This is a genomic window from Variovorax sp. Varisp41, assembly GCF_047325085.1.
GTDB lineage: Bacteria > Pseudomonadota > Gammaproteobacteria > Burkholderiales > Burkholderiaceae_C > Variovorax.
Genome location: NZ_CP168540.1, coordinates 1,354,012 through 1,376,600 on the forward strand (window position 1 = coordinate 1,354,012; position 22,589 = coordinate 1,376,600).

Genomic DNA, 22,589 nt, shown 5'->3' on the forward strand with positions numbered 1-22,589 from the left:
CCCTGATCCCTCCCAGTGCATCGCATGCAGCCCTCCCCGTTCGCGGGGAAGCGGCCGCGTTCCCGTCTCCCGACCATTCATCCGAAGAAGAAAAAGACCGCCATGTCCAACGACATCCATTCCGACCTGCATGCGACGCTGGCCCAGCGCTCGCGCCACCTGCAGGCCGTGGCCCAATCGCTGAAGACCGAGCTCTTCGGCATCGACGACATCATCGATCGCGTGATCGATTCGCTGCGCGCCTGGTACGTGCTGCCGCAGCTCATCGGCCGCCCGGTAGTCATCTGCCTGTGGGGCCTCACGGGCACCGGCAAGACGCAGCTGGTGCGCCGCCTGGCCCAGCACCTGGGCTTCTACGACCGCTTCATCGAAGTGCAGATGGACGGCTTCAGCCACGGCTCGGGCCACCGCAGTGCCGGCTCGATCTCGGCCATGCTGGCCGAGTCGGGCATCGCCGAGGGCGAGCGCGGCATCCTCGTGCTCGACGAGTTCCAGCGCTTTCGCACCGTCGACAAGCGCGGCAAGGAGACCAAGGTCGAGCGCTACCAGGACGTCTGGGCGCTGCTGTCCGACGGCCGCCTGCCGCCCTCGCTGTCGGTGCTCGGCGAGATCGAGTCCTCGCTGGCCTGGGCCGAGTACGACCAGGATCGCAAGAGCGCCGACGAAGACGATGAGGAAGACGACGAGAAGGACGGCAAGCCGCGCCGCAAGCGCCGGCTGCAGCTCTCGCCGTGGGAAGCGCAGGAGTTCAAGCGCTGCCTCAAGCTGCGCGAATCGCTGCTCGAGATCATGACCTGGAAGCCGGCCGAGATCCAGGAACGGCTGCGCGCCTTTCGCGCCTCGCAGCAGAGCTGGGAGAGCGACTACTCGAAGCTGCTGGTGTTCGTCTCGGGCAACCTCGACGAGATGTATGCCGAGACCGCCAGGCGGGTCGAGGACTGCGACACCGACGCCGACATCTTCCACGCGCTGACGAAGAAGCTGTCGCTGATCGACGTCAAGAAGGCGCTGGCCGAGCGCTTCAAGCCCGAGCAGATCGCGCGGCTGGGCAACGACCACGTGATCTACCCCTCGTTCGACCGCGCGACCTACGTGCGTCTGATCCTCTCGATCTGCGACCGCTACGTGGCCGAGATCCAGGAGAGCTCGGGCGTGCGCTTCGTGCTCGACGCCAGCGTCTACGAGCAGATCTACGCCAACGCGGTGTTCCCCGCGCAGGGCACGCGGCCGCTGTTCTCGTCGATCCACGCGATCCTCAGCGCGACCCTGGTCAACGCGGCGCTCTGGGCGCTCGAGCAGGGCGCCAACGGCGCCGAGCCGGTGTGGCTGATGCTCGACGCGGGCGACGGCGCGCAGGGTCAGGCGAGGATGGTGGCGCGCCATCGCCTCGCGCGGCGCGAGTTCCCGGTGGTGCTCGAGCTCAACCGGATCAAGCAGCGCGCCAATGCCGACTTCCGCGCGCTGCTGGCGGTGCACGAGGCCGGCCACGGGCTGGTCTATGCGCTGCTGTTCGGCCGCGCGCCGCAGGAGATCCGCATCAACGTGGCCTCGTTCGAGGGCGGCTACAACAGCTACGTGAAGCGCAAGGCCTGGTCGAAGCAGAACACGCTCGACAGCATCTGCGTGAGCCTGGCCGGCCGCGCGGCCGAGCGGCTGGTGTTCGGCGACGCCGGTGCCACCACCGGCGCCGAACAGGATCTCGCGCAGGCCACCGCGACCGCGGCGCGCCACGTGCGGCACCACGGCTTCGGCAGCCGCTGGAGCCGCACCGACGTGACGACCGACGCCAACGACAACCTCAACACCGACGTGGCGGCCACCAACCGGGAGATCGAGCAGATCCTGGCGCGCGAGCACATCCGCGCGCTCGAGCTGATCGAGTCGCACGCGACGGCCTTCCTCGCGGTGGTCGATGCACTGATGGCGCGAGGCTCGATCGCGCCGGCCGAACTCGCCGGGCTGCTCGGCCTGCCGCTGGCCGCGGTGGCACCGGCGGCCGCGCCGGAGCCCGAGCCGCTGGAGGCCTACGCCACGCAGCTCGCGTCGTTCAAGGCCCGCGGCACGCCGCCGGCCGGGGCCGCCGCGCGGTTGCTGCGCGCCCTGGCCTGATGCGCTGCACCAAAACGCGTCCAAGAATGCACAATCACGCCCCATGTCGACCGTCTTCAATTTCACCTTCGTGCCCTGGTTCCGCTCCGTCGCGCCCTACATCCACACGCACCGTGGCAAGACCTTCGTGGTCGGGCTCGCGGGCGAGGCGATCGCGGCCGGCAAGCTCCAGAGCATCGCGCAGGACCTGGCCCTGATCCAGAGCATGGGCGTGAAGATCGTGCTGGTGCACGGCTTCCGCCCGCAGGTCAACGAGCAGCTCGCCGCCAAGGGCCACGAGGCCAAGTACTCGCACGGCATCCGCATCACCGACGCGGTGGCGCTCGACTCGGCGCAGGAAGCCGCGGGCCAGCTGCGCTACGAGATCGAAGCCGCGTTCAGCCAGGGGCTGCCGAACACGCCGATGGCGGGCTCGACGGTGCGCGTGATCTCGGGCAACTTCATCACCGCGCGGCCCGTGGGCGTGGTCGACGGCGTGGACTTCAAGCATTCGGGGCTGGTGCGCAAGGTCGACTCCACCAGCATCCGCCGCACGCTCGATTTCGGCGCCATGGTGCTGATCTCGCCGTTCGGCTTCTCGCCCACCGGCGAGGCCTTCAACCTCACGATGGAGGACGTGGCCACCAGCGTGGCGATCGCGCTGCAGGCCGACAAGCTGATCTTCCTGACCGAGATTCCCGGCATCCGCATGGACAGCGAGCTGCCCGAGAGCGAGGACAACCCGATCGACACCGAGCTGCCGCTGGACGCCGCCGAGAAGCTGCTGGCCTCGCTGCCGCCGCCGCAGAAGCCGACCGACACCGCCTTCTACCTGCAGCACTGCGTGAAGGCCTGCAAGGCCGGCGTGGAGCGCAACCACATCCTGCCGTTCGCGCTCGACGGCTCGCTGCTGCTCGAGGTCTACGTGCACGACGGCGTGGGCACCATGGTGATCGACGAGAAGCTCGAGAGCCTGCGCGAGGCGACCGTGGACGACATCGGCGGCATCCTGCAGCTGATCGAGCCCTTCGAGCGCGACGGCACGCTGGTCAAGCGCGACCGCACCGAGATCGAGCGCGACATCCACCAGTACACGGTGGTCGAGCACGACGGCGTGATCTTCGGCTGCGCCGCGCTCTATCCCTATCCCGAGGCCAAGACCGCCGAGATGGCCGCGCTCACCGTCTCGCCGCAGTCGCAGGCCCAGGGCGACGGCGAACGCATCCTCAAGCACATCGAGCACCGCGCCAAGGCCATGGGCATCGAGAGCCTGTTCGTGCTCACCACCCGCACCATGCACTGGTTCCTCAAGCGCGGCTTCCAGCAGGTCAACCCCGACTGGCTGCCCGAGGCGCGCAAGCGCAAGTACAACTGGGACCGCAAGAGCCAGGTGCTGGTGAAGAAGATCTGAACCCTTCCATCGATTCCGCGCGCGAGAAACCATGACGCTCACCACCGCCTTGCTGTTCTCCATCGTGGCCCTGGCCGCCATCGCCACGCCCGGCCCCACCGTGCTGCTGGCGCTGAGCAACGGCTCGCGCCGCGGCGTGCGCGGCGCGCTGCCGGGCATGTTCGGCGCGATGCTGTCGGACTTCGTGCTGGTGGGCGCGGTGGCGCTGGGCCTGGGCGCGCTGCTCGCGGCCTCGGAATTCTGGTTCTCGATGCTCAAGTGGGTGGGCGCGGCCTACCTCGCCTGGCTCGGCGTCCGCATGCTGCGCTCGAAGGGCGGCAGCTTCGAACGGCCCGCCGAGGGCGCGGCCGCCGCGCCGGGCAGCGGCCGGCAGGTCTTCCTCAAGTCCTTCCTGGTGGCGGTGACCAATCCCAAGGGCTACCTGTTCTGCTCGGCGCTGCTGCCGCAGTTCATCGATCCCGCCGCGTCGCAGGGCATGCAGTACGCGATCATCGCGGTGCTGTTCGCGGGCCTCGACATGGCCGTGATGCTGGTCTATGCCTTCGTCGGCGCCAAGGCGATGCAGCTGCTGACCGCGCGCGCCGCGCGCTGGATCGACCGCACCTGCGGCGCGATGCTGCTGGCGCTGGCCGGCTCGCTGGCCTTCTACCGCCGCGCCACGCCCTGAGCCCGCGCCGGGGCGGCGACGGCCCGTGTCGCCGATAATCGCGCCCCATGAATCCCCTGCTTTCCAGGCTCCAGCCCTACCCCTTCGAACGGCTGAAGCAGCTGTTCGCCGGCGTCACGCCGAACCCCGACCTGAAGCCCATCAGCCTCGGCATCGGCGAACCCAAGCACGCGACCCCCGAATTCATCAAGGAAGCCCTGAGCGCCGGCCTCGGCGCGCTGGCCGCCTACCCCGCCACCGCCGGCGACCTGAAGCTGCGCACCTCGTTCACCGACTGGCTGCGCACCCGCTATGGCCTGGCGCTCGACCCGGCCACCCAGGTGCTGCCAGTCAACGGCTCGCGCGAGGCGCTGTTCTCGCTGGCCCAGACCGTGATCGACCCCAGCGACACGGCCCATCCGCCGGTGGTGATCTCGCCCAACCCGTTCTACCAGATCTACGAGGGCGCGGCCTTCCTCTCGGGCGCCGAGCCCTACTACGCGCCCAGCGTGCCCGCGCGCAACTTCGCGGTCGACTGGGACAGCGTGCCCGAGGCGATCTGGCAGCGCACCCAGCTGGTCTTCGTCTGCTCGCCCGGCAACCCCACGGGCGCCGTGATGCCGCTGGACGAATGGCGCAAGCTGTTCGAGCTCTCGGAGCGCCACGGTTTCGTGATCGCCGCCGACGAGTGCTACAGCGAGATCTACTTCCGCGACGAGCCGCCGCTCGGCGGGCTGGAGGCGGCGGCCAGGCTCGGCCGCGGCGACTTCAAGAACCTGGTCGCGCTGACCTCGCTGTCCAAGCGCAGCAACGTGCCGGGCCTGCGCAGCGGCTTCGTCGCGGGCGACGCCGAGATACTCAAGAAATTCCTGCTCTACCGCACCTACCACGGCAGCGCCATGAGCGGCGTCGTGGCCGCGGCCAGCATCGCCGCCTGGGGCGACGAGGAACACGTGGTGCGCAACCGCGAGATGTACCGCGCCAAATTCGCGGCCGTCACGCCGCTGCTCGAGCCGGTGCTCGACGTGCGCCTGCCCGACGCCAGCTTCTACCTCTGGGCCGGCGTGCCCGAAGTGTGGGCCGGCGACGACGAAGGCTTCGCCCGCGCCCTTCACGCTCAATACAATGTCACGGTTTTGCCGGGGAGCTATCTGGCACGCGACACGCACGGCCCGCAGGGCGGCGCCCCCGTCAACCCGGGCAAGGGCCGCATCCGCATGGCACTGGTGGCCGAGACCGCCGAGTGCGTCGAGGCGGCCGAGCGCATCGTGCGCTTCGTGCAGGGCGGTCGCTGATCCTGCCTCTCCCCGCCCCCCATTTTTCGCTTCTTCATCCGAGAGTCCTCATGACCCAGCAACTGCAACAAATCATCGACGCCGCGTGGGAAGACCGCGCCAACATCTCCGCCAGCGCCTCCTCGGCCGAAGTGCGCGATGCCGTCGAGCACGTGATCGTCGAACTCAACAACGGCAAGCTGCGCGTGGCCACGCGCGAGGGCGTGGGCCAGTGGACGGTGCACCAGTGGATCAAGAAGGCCGTGCTGCTGTCGTTCCGCCTCAAGGACAACGAGCAGATCCAGGCCGGCTCGCTCGGCTTCTACGACAAGGTGCCGACCAAGTTCTCGCACCTGTCGGCCAGCGAACTCAAGGACTCGGGCGTGCGCATCGTGCCGCCGGCCGTGGCCCGCCGCGGCAGCTTCATCGCCAAGGGCGCGATCCTGATGCCCTCGTACGTGAACATCGGCGCCTACGTGGGCGAAGGCACCATGGTCGACACCTGGGCCACCGTGGGCTCGTGCGCGCAGGTCGGCGCCAACGTGCACCTGTCGGGCGGCGTGGGCCTGGGCGGCGTGCTCGAACCCCTGCAGGCCAACCCGACCATCATCGAGGACAACTGCTTCATCGGCGCGCGCTCCGAAGTGGTCGAAGGCGTGATCGTGGAAGAGAACTCGGTGCTCGGCATGGGCGTGTACATCGGCCAGAGCACGCCGATCTTCAACCGCGATACCGGCGAAATCTCGTACGGCCGCGTGCCCAGCGGCAGCGTGGTGATCAGCGGCAACCTGCCCAAGAAGACCAAGTCGGGCCAGGACTACAGCACCTATGCCGCGATCATCGTGAAGACGGTCGACGCGCAGACGCGTTCGAAGACCAGCCTCAACGACCTGCTGCGCGACTGATCGAAAGATCGATCCGGGCGGCCCGAGGGGGCCGCTTTTTTTCCGTTCCACCAGAGCGCCACGACGGCACCGCCGAACGACCGAGGAGAAGGAGAGCGACGATGAACATGATGGAGCGAATTCTTCGGCTGATGGCCGAGCGCAAGGCCTCCGACATCTACCTGTCGGCGCACTCCCCGGTGCAGATCCGCATCAACGGCGTGTGCGTGCCGGTCAATGCGCAGGTGCTGCCGCCGGCCGCGCCGCTCGCGCTGCTGGCCGAGGTGGTACCGCCCGCGCGCATCCAGGAGCTCGAGGCCAACGGCGAGCTCAACATGGCGGTGGCGATCGAGGGCGCGGGCAACTTCCGCATCAGCGCGATGCGCCAGCGCGGCACCTATGCGGTGGTGGTGCGGCACATCGCCTCGGTCATCCCTGGCTTCGACGAGCTCAACCTGCCCGACATCCTCAAGACGCTCATCATGGAGAAGCGCGGGCTGATCCTGATGGTGGGCGCCACCGGCGCCGGCAAGACCACCACGCTGGCCTCGATGCTCGACTACCGCAACGAGCACGCCAGCGGCCACATCCTCACGGTCGAGGAGCCGATCGAGTTCACCTACACCAACAAGCGCTCGCTGGTGAACCAGCGCGAGGTGGGCAGCGACACGCAGTCGCTGCAGACGGCGCTGAAGAACGCGCTGCGCCAGGCGCCCGACGTGATCCAGATCGGCGAGATCCGCGACCGCGAGACCATGACCGCGGCCATCGCCTATGCGCAGTCGGGCCACCTGTGCGTGGCCACGCTGCATGCCAACAACAGCTACCGCGCGCTCAACCGCGTGCTGAGCTTCTTCCCGGTCGAGGTGCGCCCCACGCTGCTGGGCGACCTGGGCTCGGCGCTGCGCGCCATCGTCTCGCAGCGGCTGCTGCGCACGCCCCAGGGCGCGCGCGTGCCCGCGCTCGAGGTCATGCTCAACACCGCGCTGGTGGCCGAGCTGATCGAGAAGGGCGACTTCTCGGGCGTCAAGGAAGCGATGGAGAAATCCATGGCCGAAGGCTCGCAGACCTTCGAGGAAGACATCGCGCGCCTCGTGATCGAGGAACGCATCACCCGCGAGGAAGGGCTGGCGCATGCCGATTCGCCCACCAACCTCATGTGGCGCCTGCAGAACCGCCAGGCGCCCAAGTCCCAGGTCGACGAGCGGCACCTGACCGACCAGCTCGACGAACCGACCTTCACCGACATCACGCTCGACGTGAAATTCTGAGAACCGCCCACCCGATGTCCCGCACGCTCCAGCTCGCCGAACAACTGATCTCGCGCCCTTCCGTCACCCCCGACGACGCGGGCTGCCAACAGATCCTGGGCGAGCGGCTCGCGCGGCTGGGCTTCGTGCTCGAAACCATCGAGAGCGGCCCGGCGGACTTCCGGGTCACCAACCTGTGGGCGGTGCGCCGCCCGGCCGACGCCTCGGCCGCCACGAAAACGCTGGTGTTCGCGGGCCACACCGACGTGGTGCCCACCGGCCCCGTCGAGCAGTGGACCAGCCACCCGTTCACGCCCACCCATCGCGACGGCAAGCTCTACGGCCGCGGCGCCTGCGACATGAAGACCTCGGTGGCCGCCTTCGTGGTCTCGATCGAGGAATTCCTGCAGGCCGTGCCCGATCCGCGCCTGACGCTGGCGCTGCTGCTCACCAGCGACGAGGAAGGCCCGGGCGTCGACGGCACCGTGGTCGTGTGCAACGCGTTGGCCGCGCGCGGCGAGAGGCTCGACTACTGCATCGTCGGCGAGCCCACGGCCGTCCAGCGCTGCGGCGACATGATCAAGAACGGCCGCCGCGGCACCATGAGCGGCAAGCTCACGGTCAAGGGCGTGCAGGGCCACATCGCCTATCCGCACCTCGCGAAGAACCCGGTGCATGCGGTGGCGCCCGCGCTGGCCGAGCTGGTCGCGATCAACGAGGCCGGCGGCTGGGACGCCGGCAATGCCTGGTTCCAGCCCACGAGCTGGCAGATCAGCAACTTCCACGCGGGCACCGGCGCGAGCAACGTGATCCCGGGCAGCGCGGTGATCGACTTCAATTTCCGCTTCTCGACCGAGTCCACTCCTGAGTCGCTGCAGCAGCGCGTGCGGGCTGTGCTCGATGCGCATGGCGTCGACTGCACGCTGGCCTGGACCGTCGGCGGCCTGCCCTTCCTGACCACGCCGGGCGAACTGGTCGCGGCCGTGCAGGGCGCGATCCGCGACGAGACCGGCATCGAGACCGAGCTGTCGACCAGCGGCGGCACCAGCGACGCGCGCTTCATCGCCAAGGTCTGCCCGCAGGTGGTCGAGCTCGGCCCGGTGAATGCCAGCATCCACAAGATCGACGAGCACATCGACGTGGCCGAGATCGAGACGCTGAAGAACATCTACCTGCGCACCCTGAAGCAGCTCGACGCTGCCCTCGCGGCATGAAGACCGTCATCGCGCTGATCGAAGCGGGCGCCGAGCAACTGGAAAAAGCCGGCGTGGCCTTCGGCCATGGCACCGCCAACGCCTTCGACGAAGCGGCCTGGCTGGTGCTGTGGCGCCTCAAGCTGCCGCTCGACGAACTCGACGCCGTGGCCGACACGCCGGTGGCGCCGGCCGACGCGGCCAAGGTCGAGGCGCTGATCGCCGAGCGCATCGCGAGCCGCAAGCCCGCCGCCTACCTCACCAAGGAAGCCTGGCTGCAGGGCGTGTCCTTCTACGTCGACGAGCGCGCCATCGTGCCGCGCAGCTTCATCGCCGAGCTGATCGCCGACGGCTCCATCGACTACTGGCTCGGCGAGCACACGCAGCGCGTGCTCGACCTGTGCACCGGCAACGGCAGCCTCGCGGTGCTCGCGGCGCTGACCTATCCCGAGGTGAGGGTGGACGCGGCCGACCTGTCGGTGGCGGCGCTCGAGGTGGCGGCGATCAACGTCACGCGCCACGCGCTCGATGCGCGCGTGACGCTGATCGAATCCGACGGCCTCGCGGCCACGCCCGGCCCCTACGACCTGGTGCTGTGCAACCCGCCCTACGTCAACAGCGACAGCATGGCCGCCCTGCCCGCCGAATACCGCGCCGAGCCCGAGCTGGCGCTGGCCGGCGGCGCCGACGGCATGGATTTCGTGCGCCGGCTGTTCGCCGACGCGCCCGCGCGCATGAGCGAGCACGCGGTGCTGGTGCTGGAGATCGGCAACGAGCGCGAGCACTTCGAGGCGGCGTTTCCGCAGCTCGAGGTGGTATGGCTCGAAACCTCGGCCGGCGACGACCAGGTGCTGCTGGTCACGCGAGATGCGCTGTTGAAAGCGGGCTGACCGGACGCGAAGAACGCGAAGATTTCGCGAAGGACGCGAAAGAAACCAGGAGATCTCTTTTTTGCGTCCTTCGCGAAATCTTCGCGTCCTCTGCGTCCGGTACCCGTATTCCGCCCCCCTTTCGGCCCAACTCGGATAATCCGGGGTTGGGCTCCATTTCATGATCACTCTCAAGAACGTCATTCTTCGCCGCAGCGCCAAGGTCCTGCTCGACGGCGCCACCGTCACCCTCAACCCCGGCGAGAAAGTCGGCCTGGTGGGCCGCAACGGCGCGGGCAAGTCCACGCTGTTCGCGCTGCTCAACGGCACCCTGCACGAGGATGGCGGCGATTTCTCCGTGCCCAAGCAGTGGCGCATGGCGCAGGTCGCGCAGAACATGCCCGAGACCGAGGAGTCGGCCACCGACTTCGTGGTGGGCGGCGACACCCGCCTGGTCGAGCTGCGCGAGGCGCTCGCGCTGGCCGAGGCCGCGCACGCGACCGATCCCGACGATGCCGACGCGGGCATGGCGCTCGCGCATGCCTACACCGACCTGGCCGATGCCGGCGAGCACGACGCCGTGCCGCGCGCGCAGGCGCTGATCCTGGGCCTGGGCTTCAAGGCGCACGAGCTCGACGCGCCGGTCAACAGCTTCTCGGGCGGCTGGCGCATGCGGCTGCAGCTCGCGCGCGCCCTCATGTGCCCGAGCGACCTGCTGCTGCTCGACGAACCCACCAACCACCTGGACCTCGACGCCCTGGTCTGGCTCGAAGCCTGGCTGCAGCGCTACGCGGGCACCATGATCGTCATCAGCCACGACCGCGAGTTCCTCGACGCCGTGACCGACGTGACCCTGCACATCGCCAACGCCCAGCTCACGCGCTACGGCGGCAACTACAGCAAGTTCGAGGACATGCGCGCACTGCAGATGGAGCAGCAGCAGCAGGCCTTCGTCAAGCAGCAGGACAAGATCGCCCACCTGCAGAAGTTCATCGACCGCTTCAAGGCCAAGGCCAGCAAGGCCAAGCAGGCCCAGAGCCGCGTGAAGGCGCTCGAGCGCATGGAGCGCGTGGCGCCGCTGCTGGCCGAGGCCGACTTCAGCTTCGAGTTCAAGGAGCCGGGCAACATCCCGAACCCGATGCTGTCGATCAGCAACGCGAGCTTCGGCTACGAGATCGAGAACGAGGAGCCCAAGACCATCCTGCGCGGCGTCAACCGCTCGGTGCTCGCGGGCCAGCGCATCGGCATCCTGGGCGCCAACGGCCAGGGCAAGTCGACGCTGGTGAAGACCATCGCGCGCGAGATGGGCGCGCTGGCCGGCCAGGTCACCGAGGGCAAGGGCCTGAACATCGGCTACTTCGCGCAGCAGGAACTCGACGTGCTGCACCCCGAGAGCAACCCGCTCGAGCACATGGTGCGCATGGCGCGCGAACTCGGCAGCAGCGTGAAGGAAGCCACCGGCGAACAGGCGCTGCGCGGCTACCTCGGCAGCTTCAACTTCAGCGGCGACATGGTGAAGCAGCCCGTGGGCACCATGAGCGGCGGCGAGAAGGCGCGGCTGGTGCTCGCGATGATGGTCTGGCAGCGGCCCAACCTGCTGCTGCTCGACGAGCCCACCAACCACCTGGACCTCGCCACGCGCGAGGCCCTGGCCGTGGCGCTCAACGAGTTCGAGGGCACGCTGATGCTCGTGAGCCACGACCGCGCGCTACTGCGCTCGGTCTGCGACGAGTTCTGGCTCGTGGGCCGCGGCGTGGTCGGCGATTTCGACGGCGACCTCGACGACTACCAGCGCTACCTGCTCGACGAGGCCAAGCGGCTGCGCGAGGAGGCCAAGGTGGCGAACGCAGCCGCCGCCGCGCCGGTGGCCGCGCCCGCCCCCGTGGCGCCGCCGGCCGCGTCACGCAAGCAGGACGCCCAGGAGCGCCAGCAGCGCAGCGAGCAGGCCAAGCCGCTGAAGCGCGAGCTCTCGAAGATCGACGAGCGCATGGCCGCGGCCGGCAGCGAGCGCACCGCGCTCGAGGCGCGGCTGGCCGAGCCGCTGCCGCCGGCCGAGATCGCCGAGGCCGGCAAGCGGCTCAAGGCGCTCAACGACGAGATCGGCCAGCTCGAGGAACGCTGGCTCGCGCTGTCGGATCAGCTGGAAGCCCTGAGCGCGTGACGGGCCTGAAACGCCTGTAACGCTTGCAGGCCTTGAACCACCGCCCGGCCGGACCATCTATCGGAAGATCCCCATTTATCCGACGACCACCCGGGAGGTGCATCGCATGCCATCCGCCATCGAACTGGCCCAGGGCGACGAGAAGCTGATCGCCGCCATCCACCGCAGCCGGCGCCTGCTCGGCCGCAAGGCCCTGATGGCCGCGGCCGCCAGCGCGGTGCCGCTGCCGGGCGTGGACTGGATGGCCGATGCCGCCCTGCTCTCGCGGCTGGTGCCGCAGATCAGCGCCGAATTCGGGCTCTCGGTGACCCAGATCGACCGCCTCGGCACGCACCAGCGCGAACGCGTGCAGAAGGCCGCCACCACCGTCGGCGCGCTGCTGGTCGGCCGGCTGGTCACGCGCGAGCTGCTGATCAAGCTCGCTCGCCATGCCGGCATGCGGCTCACGGCCAAGCAGGCCACCAAGTACGTGCCGATCGCCGGCCAGGTGGTGTCGGCCGCGCTCGGCTATGCCGCGCTGCGTGCCCTGGGCGAACAGCACATCAAGGATTGCGTGCGCGTGCGCACCGTGCTCGCGCTGCCGCCCGCCGAAGCGCCCGCGTCCGCCTGAGCGATTCGCGATCGGGCGCGGCCAGCGCCAGCGCCGCGCCGAGGGCCAGGCCGAAACCGCCGAGACCGAGGGCCAGCATGTTGCCGGCCTGCCAGCCGGCACAGATCACCGCCGCCGACACCAGCAGCAACAGGATGCGCAGCTTGCCCTCGAAGCCCTGGCACGGCATGGCCTGCCCGGCGCATCGATCAGTCGCGGTGCATCGCGGGCCAAGGCAGCGGGCCGCGCGGAAAGGGGCGCAGCACCACCGGGGGCAACGCGGGCCGGCGACGGGACGAGGCGCCGGCCCTGGCCGGCGTGGACGCCGGTGCGGGAGCAGAAGCCGCGGGTGCCGATCCCGGTGCGACGGGCTCGGCCGGCGCGGCGCGCGTCGAAGGTCGGCCCCTGGGCGCCCGCGGCGCCACCGGCCCTTCCTTGAGCTGCTGTTCGTAGGCGGCGCGCAGCGCGTCGTAGGTGCGCAGCATCACGTCGCGGTCGCCGTAGCGACCGATCTTGCTGATGGTGGGTTGCGGAATGCCGGTCCGTTTCTGGATCTGCTTCTGCGTAAGTCCCAGGGCGCGAAGCGCCAGTACGAGCTCTTGTGGCTTCATGGCTGACTCCCTTTCGCCCATTCTAGAGTTGAGAGTGAATATTCCCTCACGCTTAAATTCGCGCCCATGGAAGATCCCCTCGCGGCACGGGCGCTGGCGGCTCGCAAATTCGCCAAACTGACACAGCGGCAGGCCGAGGAGCACTCAGGCGTGCGGCAATCCGACATCTCGAAGATCGAGCGTGGAGAAACGGTGCGGCCCTCGGGTCTGGTGCAGCTCGCGCGCGCCTACCGCTGCGATCCGATCTGGCTGGTCACCGGCGAGGGCCGCGCCCCCTGGGAGGAAGCCGCGCTGCCGCGCTCGAGCGACATCACGGGCGCGCGCGACGGCCCCTACCGCGTGACGCGCGTGCCGCCGCCGATCCCGTTCTACCGCCCCGGCACGCCCGGCACCGTGCCGTTGATCACCTGGGAGCAGGCCGCCACCTGGACCGGCCCGACCATCCCCGAACCGCCACCGCCGGCCCCGCCGCCGCTGCCACTGAACGTGCGCGAGCTGCGCAAGGGCAAGCTGCCGCCCGCGCCGCCGCCGCAACCGGTGCCGGCCGAGATGTGGATTCCCTGCGTGAGCCGCCACAGCGAGCTGGCCTATGCGGTTCGCGTGCGCGGCGACAGCATGACCGCGCCCAGCGGCCACCTCAAGAGCTATCCGGTCGACGCGATCATCTTCGTCGACCCGCAGCGCGTGCAGCCCATGGATGGCGAACGCATCGTCGCCAGGCTCGACGCCAGCGGCGAGGTCACCTTCAAGGCCTTCAAGCAGGAGGACGGCCGGCGCTGGCTGCAGCCGCTCAATCCCGCGCACGAGCCGATCCGGCTCGCCTTCACCGTGCTGGGCACGGTCATCGGCAAATGGGAAGACGAGGACTGAACCGGGCGCCGTCGCCACGAAGAATGAGCCCAGAATGAGCGCGCGCCTCAAAGGGCCAAACGGCGCGTACGGTCAGGTTGCATGCAGGTTCGGAGCGCACATTAAGGGCTCTCCCTGTGACCTGTACCTCTGATCCTCCCTCCTCCGCAGGTCACCTTCCAGCCCGCCTCGTGCGGGCTGTTTTTTTTGTGGCGCGACCCGATGCGAAATGCCAGGGCGCATCGCCCTACGCGCATGCGCGCCGCGTCGCCGCATACTCGGTGCATGAACGCAGCTTCCGACCGCGTGCGGCGCGTCTACCTCGCCGGCCCCGATGTCTTCCGCGCCGATGCCACCGAACGCCTGCAGCGCCTGGTCGAGGCCTGCGCGGCGCGCGGCTTCGAGGCGCTGCCGCCGGCCGAGGACGCGAGCGGCCCGGCCACGCCGCCGGCCGAGGTGGCGCAGGCGATCTACGACACCAACATGGCGCTCTTGCGACGCGCCTCGGGCGTGATCGCGGACCTGTCGCCGTTCCGCGGCACCGAGCCCGATTCGGGCACGGTGTTCGAGGTCGGCGTGGCGATCGCGCTGGGCCTGCCGGTGGTGGGCTACGGCATTCCCGAGGGCAGCTACGCGGCACGCGTCGAAGCCGCGCTGCCCACGCGGCGCGATGCGAACGGCACGCTGCGCGACGCGAACGGCATGGCGGTCGAGGGCTTCGAGCTGCCGCTCAACCTGATGCTGGCCTGCTCGATCCGCATCGCGCGCACGGCCGAGGAAGCGCTCGAGCTGCTGCGCGAGCGGCTGGGCTGACTCAGCGCCCGCCCGCGGCGGTCGTGATCATGCGCTCCATCAGCGCGAGCAGCGGCTGCTCCATCATCGGCAGCACCAGCGCGATGCCGGCCAGGCCCGCGGTCAGCGTGACCGGGAAGCCGATGGCGTAGATGTTCATCTGCGGCGCCACGCGCGAGACGATGCCCAGCGTGAAGTTGACGAACAGCAGGAGCCCGATCATCGGCAGCGCGATCCACATCGCGCTCGCGAACAGGTCGGTGCCCAGCTCGTGCATGCGCGTGCGCGCCAGCGCCTGCAGCAGGCTGCCGCCGACCGGGAAGGCCTCGAAGCTGCGGATCACCGCCATCAGCACCGTGAGGTGGCCGTTGATCACCACGAAGAACAGCACCGCGATGTTGCCGAAGAAGCGCGACACGGCGCTGGTCTGGCCGCTGCTCACGGGGTCGAAGAAGGAGGCGAAGTTCAGCCCCATCTGCAGCCCGACCAGCTCGCCCGCGAACTCGACCGCCGCGAACACCATGCGCACCGAGAAGCCGATCGCCATGCCGATGCCCACCTGCTGCACCAGCGTGCCGAGCATCGCGGCGTCGTTGAGGCCGATCATCGGCGGCGTGTCCAGCGTGGCCTGCGCGCACAGCGCGACCATGAAGGCCAGCCCGATGCGCGCGCGCACCGGAAAGGCGCGCGAGGAGAAGACCGGTGCGGTGGTGAACACGCCCAGCACGCGCAGGAAGGGCCACAGCACAGGCGTGACCCAGGCCATGAGCTGGGCTTCGGTGAAGGTCAGCACGGAAAAAGAAGAAGGCGCGTTACAGCACCATCTGCGGAATCGACTCGATCACGCGGCGGATGTAGTCGACCAGCGTGGCGAGCATCCACGGCCCGGCCAGCGCGAACACCGCCACGGCCGCCACCAGCTTGGGCACGAAGGCCAGCGTGGCCTCGTTGATCTGCGTGATGGCCTGGAAGATGCTCACGACCAGGCCCACGACCAGCACCACCAGCAGCACGGGCAGCGACACGGTCAGGAGCATGACCAGCGCCTCCTGCCCCATGGTCAGGACCATCTGCGCGTTCATGTGGCGAAGCTCGCGGCGAGCGAGCCGATCAGGAGGTTCCAGCCGTCCGCGAGCACGAACAGCATGAGCTTGAACGGTAGCGCGACCAGCACCGGCGACAGCATCATCATGCCGAGCGACATCAGCACGCTCGAGACCACGATGTCGATCACCAGGAACGGGATGAAGATCATGAAGCCGATCTGAAACGCCGACTTGAGCTCGCTGGTGGCGAAGGCCGGGATCAGCACGCGCATCGGCGCGGTCTCGGCCTTCACGTCGGCCGGCAGCTTGGCCAGCCGCGCGAACAGCGCGAAGTCGCTCTGGCGCGTCTGCTTGAGCATGAACTGGCGCATCGGCGTCTCGGCGCGCTTGAGCGCCTCCTCGAAGCCGATGGCATTGGTGCTGTAGGGCTTGTAGGCCTCGTCGTAGACGCGGTCCAGCGTGGGGCCCATCACGAACACCGTGAGGAACAGCGACAGGCCGATGATCACCTGGTTGGGCGGCGCCGATTGCGTGCCCAGCGCCTGGCGCAGCAGCGACAGCACGATCACGATGCGCGTGAAGCCGGTCATCATCAGCACGATGGCCGGCAGGAACGACAGCGCGGTGAAGAACAGCAAGGTCTGCACCGGCACCGAGAAGCTGGTGCCGCCGCTGCCCGAGCCCACCAGCAGCGGCAGCTGGCCGCCGGCCTCCTGCGCGAAGGCGAACGCGGGCGCGAGCAGCGCGACGGCCGCGAAGGCCTTAGCGCGGCAGTTGCGCATGCGGCACCTCGGAAGACGCGGCCGGCAGCGTGTGCAGGCAGGTGATCGACTGGCCGGTCACGCCAAGCACCAGCCAGGTCCGCGCGCCCTCGGGGCCGACCTCGACCGTCACCACGCGCTGCTGCGGCCCGACCGCCACCGCCGACAGCAGGCGCGAGGCGGAACCGCCCGCGCCGGCCGGACCGAGCCCGCGGCGCTGCTGCAGGCGGCGCAGCACGAAGGGCACGGCGCAGATCAGGCCGATGAAGACGACGATGGTGAGCAGGCTCTGCGTCATGAAGGCAAACGGAGGAAAAGCCGCCTCAGACCCGGTTGAGCCGGCGCAGCCGCTCGGCCGGCGCGACCACGTCGGTCAGCCGGATGCCGAACTTGTTGTTGACCACCACCACCTCGCCCTGGGCGACGAGGTAGCCGTTGACCAGCACGTCCATCGGCTCGCTCGCGAGCGTGTCGAGCTCCACGATCGAGCCCTGGCCGAGTTGCAGGATCTGCTTGATCGGCACCTTCTTGCGGCCCAGCTCCACCGAGAGCTGCACCGGGATGTCGAGCACGCGCTGGATGTCCTGCAGCGGCGCCGCGCCCGCAGCGGCGGCGCCCGCGGGCACTTCCTCGAGCGCCTCGGCCCAGCCGCCGGCGGCGTTGTCGGGGGTGGCTTGATCAGTGGACATGTGAACCTCCAAGCCAGTGCGGGTCGTCGCCGCGCAGGCATTCGTCGATGCGCAAGGCGTAGCGCGCGTTGTGGGTGCCGTAGTGGCAGATGAAGACGGGAGCGCCCTCGACCGAGGCCACCAGCTGCGGCAGGCGGTCGAACTGGATGAAGTCGCCGGGCTTCATGCTCATGAGCTGCGCCACCGTGACCTCGGGATGGGCCAGCTCGGCCACCAGCGTGACCTCGGCGGCCTGGATCTCGCGCGTGAGCATGGTCACCCAGCGCCGGTCCTCGGCCATCTCGCGCGCCTGCTGCGCGCCGTAGAGCACCGAGCGGATCGGCTCCAGCGAGGCGTAAGGCAGGCAGACGTGGATGTGGCCCGTGACGCCCGCCACGCTGACCTTGATCAGGTTGACCAGCACCGTGTCGCCGGGCGCGGCCACGTCGACGAACTGCACGTGCGTCTCGGAGCGGTCGGGCACCAGCTTGAGCGGATACACGTCCTGCCAGGCGGTGTTGTAGGCCTGGCAGATCGCGCCGAGCGCGCGCTGGATCACGCGTTGCTCGGTCGGCGAGAAGTCGCGGCCCTCGATCGGCGCATGCACCGTGCCCGAGCCGCCGTACAGCGCATCGACCAGCGCCGAGATCAGCGTGGACTCGCAGACCACCAGCGCGCGGCCGCGCAGCGGCGGCATCGCCACGATGTTGAAGTTGGACGGCAGCGGCAAGGCACCGAGGAAATCGGAGAAGCGCAGCAGCTGCACCGGCTCGATGGCGATGTCGGCGCTGCGGCTCACGAGCTGGAACAGGCCCTGGCGCAGGTTGCGCGCGAAGCGGTCGTGCACCACGTCGAGCGTGGGCATGGGACGGCGCACCAGCCGCTCCTCGCCGGCCGTGATGTCGTAGTCGCGCGCGGCCGCGTCGGCCATGCGCTCGGCGCTGTCGGTGGAGGCCGCCGCCTCGGGCGCGGCCTCGGTGTCCTGTTCGCTGCTGCTCATGGGCGCGTCGGGCTCACTGCACGATGAAGCTGGAGAACAGCACGCCGCGCACCGGGCCGTTCGCGCGCGGCTTCCTGCGGCGCGGCGCCTCGTCGTCGTCGCCGCGTGCCGACTCGGGGTTGAGCACGCGCGTCACCTCGAGCATCACGTCCTCGGCCAGCTTCTCCTTGCCGTCGCGCTTGAGCAGTTCCTCGGAGGTGCGCTGCGACACCAGCATCAGCATCTTGCTGCGCACCACGGGCATCAGCGTCTTCAGGCGCGCGGCGGTCTTCTCGTCCTTCACGTCGAGCGTCATGCCGATCTGCGCCACGCGCTCGCCGCCCGGGTCGGCCAGGTTCACGATCAGGTTCTCGAGCGCCAGGTAGGTGGCATCGGCATGCTTGGCCTCGGGCTCGGGTTCCGCATCGGCGGCGGCGGCCGGCGCCGCGGCGCCGTTCTTGTTGAGGAAGAACCAGGTGCCGCCCGCGGCGGCGCCGCCGGCCAGCAGCACGGCGACGACGATGCCGAGCATGAGCTTCATCCTGCCCTTGGGCGGCGGCGCGGCATTGGCCATGGCGGGGTCGGCGGCTTTGGCGGACACGGTGGATTTCCTTGGGGGCACGGACGGCGGCCATCGCCATCCTCGTGCGGTCGATTATTCGATCGCGAGGGCCGCGGGAAGGGGCGGAAAAAAGGGGGGAAAACCGCTCAGACGTACAGATCGAGCGCACGCCCCGCCGGCAGCGGCGCACGCACGACCGCCGGCGCGGGCGCCGAGGCGGAGGCCGCACCGAGCCGCGCGACCCCGCGCACCACGCCACGCGCATCGGGCCGCCCTTCGCCCTCGCCGCGCTGCTGCGTGCCCGCGGACTGCGCATCCACGGTCACGCCCGACAGCAGCAGCCCCTCCTGCCCGAACAGGTCCTTGAGCTGCGCCGCGGCCTGGCCCAGCATCTGGCGCACCTCGGGCTGGTCGCTGCGGAACGCGATCTGCGCCTCGTTGCCCTGCACCTGCACGCTGAACGACACGGTCTGGCCCGGCGCGAGCTCGAGCGAGACATCGGCGCCCTGCGACTTCTGCGCCAGCCACCAGCTGACCTGCTCGGTCATGCGGTCGGCGAGCATGGCGCCGCCGGCCGAGGCGGCGGCGGAGGCCGCATCGACGGGCGCCATCCAGGCCGACGGTGCCGGGGCGGAGGAGGACGTGCCCGCCGTCGCGCTGCCGGGATCGGCGAGCGTGCCGGTGGCGCTGCCGCGCTCGGTGCTTTTCTCGGCGCGGCGCGGCGCGGCCACGGTGGCGACGGTTTCCGTCACCGCGGCCTGGATCGTTCGCGCCTGCGCGGACAACGAGGCGGCGGCGAGTTCCTCCTTCGGCGGCAGGGGCTGCGACGGCGCGGTGCGTGGCGGCGCGGCCGCGGCATCGGCCGCCGCCAGGTTCGCCAGGCGCTGCGCCGTGCCGCGCACGGTCGCCGTTGCATTCGGCTTGGCGGCGGGCGCGGCGGGCACATCGGCAGCGGCCTCCTGCGTGGTGCCAGGCGTCGTCGGCAACGCGGGCATGCCCTTGGCGGGCCTCGGCCCCGCTCCGGCGCCGTCCACGGCATCGACAGCGGCCTCGGCCGTGGCGACGTGCACGTCCCCCGCCTTGCCCTCGCCGCTCACGAAGGCGCCCTGCGCCAGCAGCATCCAGGGCTCGACGGCCGGCTGCGTGGTTGCGGGCACGGGCGCGCCGGCAAGCGCCTCGTCGGCCTTCTCGTCGTCTTTCGCCGCACCCGCGGCGGGTGTCTTCGCGGGCCTCGAAGCGCCCTCCTCGCCGGCCGCTTCCGCCGCCTCCGAGGCCTGTGATTCATTCGCGCCCTCGAGCGCCCGGTCGAAGGCATCGGCCGCGCCGCCTGGCCCGCGCGCTGCCGGCGCACGCGCGGGCAGCAAGGGATCGACGCTCGTGCGCGCGACTTCGACGCTCATCGCCATTCCTCCGACCGTTCGCCGTGCCGCCGATGCTGCAAGGCCGCCTGCTCGTCCGTCTGTTTCTGCGCGCGCCGGTCGGCCTGCAGCTGCAGCTCGCGCTCGCGCGCCTGCACGAGTTGGCGCAGGCTCTCGAGCCGCGCCTCGGCCTCGCGCACCGGTACGGCCGCGCGCTCCACGCCCTGGCCGAGCTCGCGCACGATGCCGGTCTGCAGCGCGATCGCGTGATCGAGCCGCTCCATGAACTGGTAGTGGTGGCGCATCAGCTCGGGCGTGCAGCTGAGCGAGCGCGTGGCCCAGCGCGCGGTGCATTCCTGCGCGTAGCTCTCGAGCTGGTCGAGCTGAACCTGGGCCGCGAGCCACTTCTGGCGCGCCTGCGCGAGCACCTGTACCGCGGCGTCACGCCGGTCGCGCGCCATGTCGGCGGCTATCTCTAGGCCGCTCATGGCTGCCGTCCCTCGAGCACGTCTGCCATGCCGCCGAGGCTGACGTCGAACGGTGCGCTCTCGTGCATGCGCTGCTGCAGGAACGCGGTCATCGCGGGCTGCAGCCGGATCGCCTGGTCGAGCGCCGGGTCGCTGCCCGCGGCATAGGCGCCCACGCGCACCAGGTCGCGGCTCTTGCGGTAGCGCGAATAGATGGCGCGGAAGTGGCGCGCGCATTCGAGGTGGCCGGCCGAGGCCACGTTGTGCATCACGCGCGAGGCCGACTGCTCGATGTCGATGGCCGGGAAATGCGCCTCCTCGGCCAGCGCGCGCGACAGCACGATGTGGCCGTCGAGGATGGCACGCGCGGCGTCGGCGATCGGGTCCTGCTGGTCGTCGCCCTCCGACAGCACGGTGTAGAAGGCGGTGATCGAGCCCACGCCGTTGAGGCCGTTGCCGCTGCGCTCCACCAGCCGCGGCAGCTTGGCGAAGCACGAGGGCGGATAGCCCTTGGTGGCCGGCGCCTCGCCGATCGCCAGCGCGATCTCGCGCTGCGCCATCGCATAGCGCGTGAGCGAGTCCATCAGCAGCAGCACGTGCAGCCCCTGGTCGCGGAAATGCTCGGCCACCGCGGTGGCATAGCTCGCGCCCTGCATGCGCAAGAGCGGCGGCGAATCGGCCGGCGCGGCCACCACCACCGAGCGCGCGCGGCCCTCGGGGCCGAGGATGTCCTCGATGAATTCCTTCACCTCGCGGCCGCGCTCGCCGATCAGGCCGACCACGATCACGTCGGCGGCGGTGTAGCGCGCCATCATCCCGAGCAGCACGCTCTTGCCCACGCCCGAGCCGGCGAACAGGCCGATGCGCTGGCCGCGCCCGACGGTCAGCAAGGCATTGATCGCGCGCACGCCGGTATCGAGCGGCTCGCGCACCGGGTCGCGGTCCATCGCGTTGATCGGCGCGCGCTCCAGCGGCTCGGCGCTGACCTCCGTCAGCGGGCCCAGGTCGTCGAGCACATGGCCCTGCGGGTCGACCACGCGGCCCAGCAGGCCGTCGCCCAGCGGCAGGCGCAGCGCGCCCACGCGCGGCGCGATGCCGGGGTCGGCCTCGCCGAGCCGCGGCACCGGCACATAGGGCGCGGCGGGCACCACGCTGGCGCCGCTCGACAGGCCCTGCACCTCGCCGGCCGGCATCAGGAAGGCGCGGTCGTTCGAGAAACCCACCACCTCGGCCAGCACCGCGGGCTGGCTGCCCATGCGCACCAGGCACTGCGAGCCCACGGGCGCGCGGATGCCCGAGGCCTCGAGCACCAGGCCGGTGAGCCGGGTCAGCGTGCCGCGCGCCTCGAGGCCGGCGTCGTGCGCCAGCCGCGCCTGCGCGTCGGCCATGAACTGACGCCAGTCGAGCGGGTCAGCCAGCCGCATCCGGGTCCTTCGGCGCCGCGTCGTCCTGCCACGGCATCGCCAGGCCCAGCGCCGCGACCGCGCGCGACCAGCGCGTGGCCACGCCGCCGTCGATGACGGTGCCGGCCGATTCGACCAGGCAGTCGCCGGGCGCGATGCCCGCGTCGGCCACCACGCTCACGGGCTGGCCCTCGAACTCGGCGCGCAGGGCAACGCCCAGCCTCTCGAAATCGGTGGGTGACAGCCGCACGGCGCTGGCCTTGCCATCGACCGCGAGCATCGCGAGCGCCTCGCGCACCACGGGCTCGAGCACGGCCGGCCGCGTCGCGATCTCCTGGCGCAGCACCTGGCGCGCGAGCGCGCAGGCGATCTCGAGCGTGCCGCGCGCGAGCTCCTGCTGCACCTCGGCCAGTTGCGCCTCGGCGCTTGCGAGCAAGGCGGCCACGCGCTGCGCGGCCTCCAGGCCCTCGTTGGCCTGGTAGGCCTCCATCTGTTCGCGCGCCTCGGCCTGCGCGGCGGCGCGGCCGGCCGCATAGCCTTCGTCGCGGCCCTGCTGGCGCGCCTCCTCGATCGCCTCGGGATCGACCACGCCGCCGAGCACGTTGCCCTCGGCGCCGACGGCGGCGAACTGCCAGCGCGCGAAGCGCGCGACGTCCTCGCCGCGGATGAAGGCACCGCGGCTCACGCCCGGACCTCCGTCGTTTCAGCAAGCGTCATGCGCGCGCCCA

Annotated in this window: 24 protein-coding genes; 12 read left to right on the plus strand and 12 right to left on the minus strand. The window is 70.3% G+C overall.

Going from position 1 to position 22,589, the window contains the following annotated elements:
* The first annotated feature begins 102 nt into the window (after nucleotides 1-102).
* The 10 genes from ACEN9J_RS06230 (at nucleotide 103) to ACEN9J_RS06275 (ending at nucleotide 12,386) form a co-directional block, all read left to right on the plus strand.
* Nucleotides 103-2,109 carry an AAA family ATPase gene (locus ACEN9J_RS06230; protein ID WP_413763611.1) on the plus strand — a complete coding sequence of 669 codons (2,007 nt, stop codon included), beginning with the start codon at nucleotides 103-105 and terminating at the stop codon, nucleotides 2,107-2,109.
* A gap of 43 nt (nucleotides 2,110-2,152) precedes the next feature.
* The gene (gene argA / locus ACEN9J_RS06235) at nucleotides 2,153-3,499 is read left to right on the plus strand and encodes an amino-acid N-acetyltransferase (RefSeq protein ID WP_057591743.1); all 1,347 of its coding nucleotides are present in this window, start codon (nucleotides 2,153-2,155) and stop codon (nucleotides 3,497-3,499) included.
* Between the two features lie 31 nt (nucleotides 3,500-3,530).
* Nucleotides 3,531-4,166: a LysE family translocator gene (locus ACEN9J_RS06240; RefSeq protein WP_261205856.1), complete on the plus strand. Its 636-nt coding sequence runs from the start codon at nucleotides 3,531-3,533 to the stop codon at nucleotides 4,164-4,166.
* 47 nt (nucleotides 4,167-4,213) lie between these two features.
* Entirely contained in the window at nucleotides 4,214-5,440 is a 1,227-nt protein-coding gene (gene dapC / locus ACEN9J_RS06245) for a succinyldiaminopimelate transaminase (RefSeq protein WP_261205857.1), read from the plus strand.
* 50 nt (nucleotides 5,441-5,490) lie between these two features.
* Entirely contained in the window at nucleotides 5,491-6,324 is an 834-nt protein-coding gene (gene dapD, locus ACEN9J_RS06250) for a 2,3,4,5-tetrahydropyridine-2,6-dicarboxylate N-succinyltransferase (RefSeq protein WP_057591746.1), read from the plus strand.
* Between the two features lie 101 nt (nucleotides 6,325-6,425).
* Entirely contained in the window at nucleotides 6,426-7,574 is a 1,149-nt protein-coding gene (locus tag ACEN9J_RS06255; RefSeq protein ID WP_413763612.1) for a PilT/PilU family type 4a pilus ATPase, read from the plus strand.
* 14 nt (nucleotides 7,575-7,588) lie between these two features.
* Complete coding sequence (gene dapE / locus ACEN9J_RS06260) at nucleotides 7,589-8,767, plus strand: succinyl-diaminopimelate desuccinylase (protein WP_413763613.1); 1,179 nt, start codon at nucleotides 7,589-7,591, stop codon at nucleotides 8,765-8,767.
* Nucleotides 8,764-9,636, plus strand: coding sequence for a 50S ribosomal protein L3 N(5)-glutamine methyltransferase (prmB, locus tag ACEN9J_RS06265; protein ID WP_413763614.1), 873 nt, complete (start codon nucleotides 8,764-8,766; stop codon nucleotides 9,634-9,636). The genes dapE and prmB overlap by 4 nt, the downstream gene beginning before the upstream one ends.
* Nucleotides 9,637-9,796: 160 nt before the next feature.
* On the plus strand, nucleotides 9,797-11,776 hold the full coding sequence (locus ACEN9J_RS06270) for an ABC-F family ATP-binding cassette domain-containing protein (RefSeq protein ID WP_057591750.1): 1,980 nt from the start codon (nucleotides 9,797-9,799) through the stop codon (nucleotides 11,774-11,776).
* Between the two features lie 106 nt (nucleotides 11,777-11,882).
* Entirely contained in the window at nucleotides 11,883-12,386 is a 504-nt protein-coding gene (locus ACEN9J_RS06275) for a hypothetical protein (protein ID WP_057591751.1), read from the plus strand.
* A 188-nt stretch (nucleotides 12,387-12,574) separates the two neighbouring features.
* Here ACEN9J_RS06275 and ACEN9J_RS06280 read toward each other — a convergent pair whose 3' ends face one another.
* The gene (locus ACEN9J_RS06280; protein ID WP_413763615.1) at nucleotides 12,575-12,976 is read right to left on the minus strand and encodes a helix-turn-helix domain-containing protein; all 402 of its coding nucleotides are present in this window, start codon (nucleotides 12,974-12,976) and stop codon (nucleotides 12,575-12,577) included.
* A 66-nt stretch (nucleotides 12,977-13,042) separates the two neighbouring features.
* Here ACEN9J_RS06280 and ACEN9J_RS06285 point away from each other — a divergent pair, with 66 nt between their 5' ends.
* Nucleotides 13,043-13,846, plus strand: coding sequence for a helix-turn-helix domain-containing protein (locus ACEN9J_RS06285; protein WP_413763616.1), 804 nt, complete (start codon nucleotides 13,043-13,045; stop codon nucleotides 13,844-13,846).
* Between the two features lie 264 nt (nucleotides 13,847-14,110).
* Nucleotides 14,111-14,638, plus strand: coding sequence for a nucleoside 2-deoxyribosyltransferase (locus ACEN9J_RS06290; protein ID WP_261205863.1), 528 nt, complete (start codon nucleotides 14,111-14,113; stop codon nucleotides 14,636-14,638).
* A gap of 1 nt (nucleotide 14,639) precedes the next feature.
* Here ACEN9J_RS06290 and fliR read toward each other — a convergent pair whose 3' ends face one another.
* The 11 genes from fliR to ACEN9J_RS06345 form a co-directional block, all read right to left on the minus strand.
* Nucleotides 14,640-15,410 (minus strand): flagellar biosynthetic protein FliR, encoded by a 771-nt coding sequence (fliR, locus tag ACEN9J_RS06295; RefSeq protein ID WP_057591753.1) that lies wholly within the window; start codon nucleotides 15,408-15,410, stop codon nucleotides 14,640-14,642.
* A 19-nt stretch (nucleotides 15,411-15,429) separates the two neighbouring features.
* Nucleotides 15,430-15,699, minus strand: coding sequence for a flagellar biosynthesis protein FliQ (fliQ, locus tag ACEN9J_RS06300; RefSeq protein ID WP_057591754.1), 270 nt, complete (start codon nucleotides 15,697-15,699; stop codon nucleotides 15,430-15,432).
* Nucleotides 15,696-16,445, minus strand: a complete 750-nt coding sequence (gene fliP / locus ACEN9J_RS06305; RefSeq protein WP_057591755.1) for a flagellar type III secretion system pore protein FliP — start codon at nucleotides 16,443-16,445, stop codon at nucleotides 15,696-15,698. Before fliP ends, fliQ begins: the two co-directional genes overlap by 4 nt.
* A complete protein-coding gene (locus ACEN9J_RS06310) occupies nucleotides 16,426-16,722 on the minus strand; it encodes a FliO/MopB family protein (RefSeq protein WP_093341687.1) in 297 nt (98 codons plus the stop codon). The genes fliP and ACEN9J_RS06310 overlap by 20 nt, the downstream gene beginning before the upstream one ends.
* A gap of 25 nt (nucleotides 16,723-16,747) precedes the next feature.
* A complete protein-coding gene (gene fliN / locus ACEN9J_RS06315; protein ID WP_057591757.1) occupies nucleotides 16,748-17,113 on the minus strand; it encodes a flagellar motor switch protein FliN in 366 nt (121 codons plus the stop codon).
* Entirely contained in the window at nucleotides 17,103-18,092 is a 990-nt protein-coding gene (fliM, locus tag ACEN9J_RS06320; RefSeq protein ID WP_057591758.1) for a flagellar motor switch protein FliM, read from the minus strand. The genes fliN and fliM overlap by 11 nt, the downstream gene beginning before the upstream one ends.
* A 13-nt stretch (nucleotides 18,093-18,105) precedes the next feature.
* Nucleotides 18,106-18,672, minus strand: a complete 567-nt coding sequence (gene fliL / locus ACEN9J_RS06325) for a flagellar basal body-associated protein FliL (RefSeq protein ID WP_057607213.1) — start codon at nucleotides 18,670-18,672, stop codon at nucleotides 18,106-18,108.
* 107 nt (nucleotides 18,673-18,779) lie between these two features.
* Nucleotides 18,780-20,033: a flagellar hook-length control protein FliK gene (locus ACEN9J_RS06330; RefSeq protein WP_413763617.1), complete on the minus strand. Its 1,254-nt coding sequence runs from the start codon at nucleotides 20,031-20,033 to the stop codon at nucleotides 18,780-18,782.
* Nucleotides 20,030-20,479 (minus strand): flagellar export protein FliJ, encoded by a 450-nt coding sequence (gene fliJ, locus ACEN9J_RS06335; protein WP_296735579.1) that lies wholly within the window; start codon nucleotides 20,477-20,479, stop codon nucleotides 20,030-20,032. Before fliJ ends, ACEN9J_RS06330 begins: the two co-directional genes overlap by 4 nt.
* Nucleotides 20,476-21,882, minus strand: coding sequence for a flagellar protein export ATPase FliI (gene fliI, locus ACEN9J_RS06340; RefSeq protein WP_057591762.1), 1,407 nt, complete (start codon nucleotides 21,880-21,882; stop codon nucleotides 20,476-20,478). The genes fliJ and fliI overlap by 4 nt, the downstream gene beginning before the upstream one ends.
* On the minus strand, nucleotides 21,869-22,546 hold the full coding sequence (locus ACEN9J_RS06345; RefSeq protein ID WP_057591763.1) for a flagellar assembly protein FliH: 678 nt from the start codon (nucleotides 22,544-22,546) through the stop codon (nucleotides 21,869-21,871). The genes fliI and ACEN9J_RS06345 overlap by 14 nt, the downstream gene beginning before the upstream one ends.
* Nucleotides 22,547-22,589 lie beyond the last annotated feature (43 nt).